The following is a 3,750-nucleotide window of genomic DNA, read 5'->3' as shown; positions in this document are numbered from 1 at the left end:
GAGCGCAGGCCGCCGAGCAGGGAGTACGTCGAGCCGCTGGACCAGCCGCCGAGGACGATGCCGTAGATGCCGATCGACGCGATCGCCATSACGAASAGCACCGCSACCGGCATGTCGGTCAGCTGCAGCGGCGTCGTCTCGCCGAAGAAGCTCACCTCGGGCCCGAACGGGATGACGCTGAACGTCACCAACGCCGGCACCACCACGATGACCGGGGCGAGCACGAAGACGATCTTGTCGGCCGCCTTCGGGATCAGGTCCTCCTTGAAGGCGAGCTTGACGCCGTCAGCGAGGGACTGCAGGAGGCCGAACGGGCCGTGCACGTTGGGGCCGATGCGGTGCTGCATCCGCGCCACCACGCGCCGCTCCCACCAGATGTTGAAGAGCGTGAGCAGGACCAGGATCACGAAGATCAGCAGCGTCTTCAGACCGACGACCCACCAGGTGTCGTTGCCGAAGGCATCGAGGGAGGTGTTCATCCGTGCACCCCTTCCGCGCCGGTGATGGTCACGTGCGACCCGGGTGAGGCCAGGTCGGCGAGCACACCGTTCCCGACCGAGCTGGCCGGCACCCACACCACGCCCTCGACGAGGTCGTCGGCGATCTCGGCCGGCAGCGTCACCGACCCGCGGTCACCGGTGATGGTGACCGTCGGCCCGTGCGCGTCGTAGACGTCCGGGGTGACGAGCGCGACCGGGGTGCGGGCGGTGGCCTTGAGGTACTTGTCGCCGTCCTGCATCGTGCCGTTGTCGAGCATGAGCTTCCACGTCGAGAGCGCGAACGCGCCGGCGTCGCGGGCCACCGGCCCGGCGACCGCGGGAGCGGCGGCGGTGCGCTCGCCGTCCCAGGGCCCGAGCTGGCCCATCTCGGCACGGACCTCGGCGACGGTGCGGAAGCCGAGCGGGGCGCCGAGCTCCTCGGCGATCCCGGCGAGCGCCCGCAGCTCCGGGAGCGAGGACGGCTGGTGCAGCGCGGCCTCCCAGGACCGGACCCGGCCCTCCCAGTTGACGAAGGTGCCGGACTTCTCCGAGGTCGGCGCGACGGGGAAGACCACGTCGGCGACGTCGGTGACCTCGCTGCGGCGCAGCTCGAAGGAGACCACGAACCCGGCGGCGTCGATCGCGGCGCGGGTCGCAGCCGGGTCGGCGGTGTCGTCGGGGTCGATGCCCGCGACGACCAGGCCGCCGAGCTCGCCGGCGACCAGGGCGGCGACGATGGCGTCGGCGTCACGGCCCTCCGCCTCGGGCAGCGCGTCGACGCCCCAGGCGGTGGCGACGTCGACCCGGGCGGCCGCGTCCGCGACGGGACGTCCGCCGGGCAGCAGGTTCGGCAGGCAGCCGGCCTCGATCGCACCGCGGTCACCGGCCCGGCGCGGCACCCAGGCGAGCCGGGCGCCGGTGCTGGCGGCGACCTCCGCGGCCGCGGTCAGCGCGCCCGGCACGGTCGCGAGCCGCTCGCCGACGAGCAGCACGCTCGTCGCGTCGACCTCGCCCGCCAGGGCCCGCAGCGCGGCCGGCTCGTCGCCGGGCRCCGTCGGGACGACGCGGGCGSCGAGCTTGCCCAGCCCGCGGGTCGTGTACGGCGCCAGGCTGATCACCTCGGTGCCGCCGGCGAGCACGGACTTGCGCAGGCGCAGGAAGACCGCGCCGGCCTCGTCCTCGGGCTCCAGGCCCACGAGGACSACCTTCGCMGCGGACTCGAGGTCGTCGTAMGTGACCGCCCTGKTGACCGGGTCGGCCGGTCCGGTGAGGACCACGTGGCTGGCCAGGAAGGCSGTCTCCTCSGCGGASAGCGGRCGSGMSCGGAAGTCGATGTCGTTGGTGCCGAGCGCGACCCGSGCGAACTTGCTGTAGGCGTAGGCGTCCTCGACGGTSAGCCGGCCGCCGGTSAGCACGCCGACRCCSCCKGCMGCCYKCGCSSCGGYGAGSCCGCGSGCSGCMACCRYGAACGCCTCSGGCCACGACGCCGGSCGSAGGMWGCCRTCCTCGTCGCGSACCTGSGGGTAGSYGAGCCGGTCGTCGGCCTGCGCGTAGGCGAAGGCGAASCGGTCCTTGTCGSTGATCCACTCCTCGTTGACCGCSGGGTCGTCRCCSGCCTGGCGSCGCASSACCTTGCCGCGCCGGTGGTCGAYSCGGATGGCCGAGCCGCASGCGTCGTGCTCGGCGACGCCGGGCGTCGAGACSAGGTCGAASGGSCGCGARCGGAAGCGGTACTGCTCSGASGTSAGCGCCCCGACCGGGCAGATCTGGATSACGTTGCCGGAGAAGTACGACAGGAAGGGCGCGTCCTCGGCGATGCCGATCTGCTGCTGGGCGCCGCGCTCGACCAGGGCGATGAACGGGTCGCCGGCGATCTCGTCGGCGAAGCGGGTGCACCGCTGGCACACGATGCAGCGCTCACGGTCGAGCAGCACCATCGGCGAGAGGTTGATCGGCTTCGGGAACGTGCGCTTGACCCCGCGGTTGCGCTCGTCGGAGAAGCGCGACTCCCCGCGCCCGTTGGACATCGCCTGGTTCTGCAGCGGGCACTCGCCGCCCTTGTCGCAGACCGGGCAGTCCAGCGGGTGGTTGATGAGCAGCAGCTCCATCACGCCCTGCTGCGCCTTGTCGGCCACCGGGCTGGTGACCTGGGTGCTGACGACCATGCCCTCGGCGACCGGAAGCGTGCACGACGCCTGCGGCTTCGGGAAGCCGCGGCCGTTGCCGGCGTCGGGGATGTCGACCAGGCACTGGCGGCACGCGCCGACCGGCGCGAGCAGCGGGTGGTCGCAGAAGCGCGGCACCTGCACGCCGATCTGCTCGGCCGCGCGGATGACGAGGGTGTCCTTGGGGACGCTGACCTCGACACCGTCGATGGTCAAGGTGACCAGGTCCGTCTTCTCGACGGCCTTGCCCCCGGCCTGCTCGTCCTTCTCCACGGTCTTCTCCGTCATGCCGACACCTCCTGTCCGGCCCACGCCGTCGACCGCGCCGGGTCGAACGGGCAGCCGCCGTGGCTCAGGTGCGCGAGGTACTCCTCGCGGAAGTGCTGGATCGAGCTGGAGATCGGACTGGTCGCACCGTCGCCGAGCGCGCAGAACGAGCGGCCCAGGATGTTGTCGCACTGGTCGAGCAGCTGGTCGAGGTCATCCTCGCTGCCCTGCCCGTGCTCCAGGCGGGTGAGCGCCTGCACCAGCCACCACGTGCCCTCCCGGCACGGCGTGCACTTGCCGCAGGACTCGTGCTTGTAGAACTCGGTCCACCGCAGCACCGCCCGCACGACGCACACGGTCTCGTCGAAGACCTGCAGCGCGCGGGTGCCGAGCATGGAGCCGACGCCGCCGACGCCCTCGAAGTCGAGGGGTACGTCGAGGTGCTCGGCCGTCAGCAGCGGCGTGCTGGAGCCGCCGGGGGTCCAGAACTTCAGCTGGTGGCCCTCGCGGACCCCGCCGGCCAGGTCGAGGAGCTCGCGCAGGGTGATGCCCAGCGGCGCCTCGTACTGGCCGGGACGCTGGACGTGCCCGGAGAGGGAGAAGATGCCGTGGCCCTTGGACTTCTCGGTGCCCATCGAGGCGAACCAGGCCGCGCCGTTGCTGACGATGGCAGGCACCGAGGCGATCGACTCGACGTTGTTGATGACCGTCGGGCTGGCGTAGAGGCCGGCGACCGCCGGGAAGGGCGGGCGCAGCGGCCCTCCAGGCCCTCGAGCAGCGCGGTCTCCTCGCCGCAGATGTAGGCGCCGGCCCCGGCGTGCACGACGACGTCGAGGTCG

General features: G+C 72.6%; 2 protein-coding genes and 1 pseudogene. All 3 read right to left on the bottom strand.

Annotated elements, in window-relative coordinates; translation table 11 throughout:
- A partial coding sequence (locus L615_RS02880; RefSeq protein WP_186449699.1) for an NADH-quinone oxidoreductase subunit H occupies window positions 1-479 on the bottom strand: 479 nt, incomplete at its 3' end.
- Window positions 476-2,932 carry an NADH-quinone oxidoreductase subunit G gene (locus tag L615_RS02875; RefSeq protein ID WP_145724053.1) on the bottom strand — a complete coding sequence of 819 codons (2,457 nt, stop codon included), beginning with the start codon at window positions 2,930-2,932 and terminating at the stop codon, window positions 476-478. The genes L615_RS02880 and L615_RS02875, both read right to left, overlap by 4 nt.
- Window positions 2,929-3,750 (bottom strand): annotated as a pseudogene (locus tag L615_RS02870) (NADH-quinone oxidoreductase subunit F); the annotation flags it as partial. The pseudogene L615_RS02870 and the gene L615_RS02875, both read right to left, overlap by 4 nt.

The organism is Nocardioides sp. J9, assembly GCF_007829375.1.
Lineage (GTDB): Bacteria > Actinomycetota > Actinomycetes > Propionibacteriales > Nocardioidaceae > Nocardioides.
The sequence above is the reverse complement of the archived record's forward strand: the minus strand, read 5'-3'. Positions and strand labels throughout refer to the sequence as shown.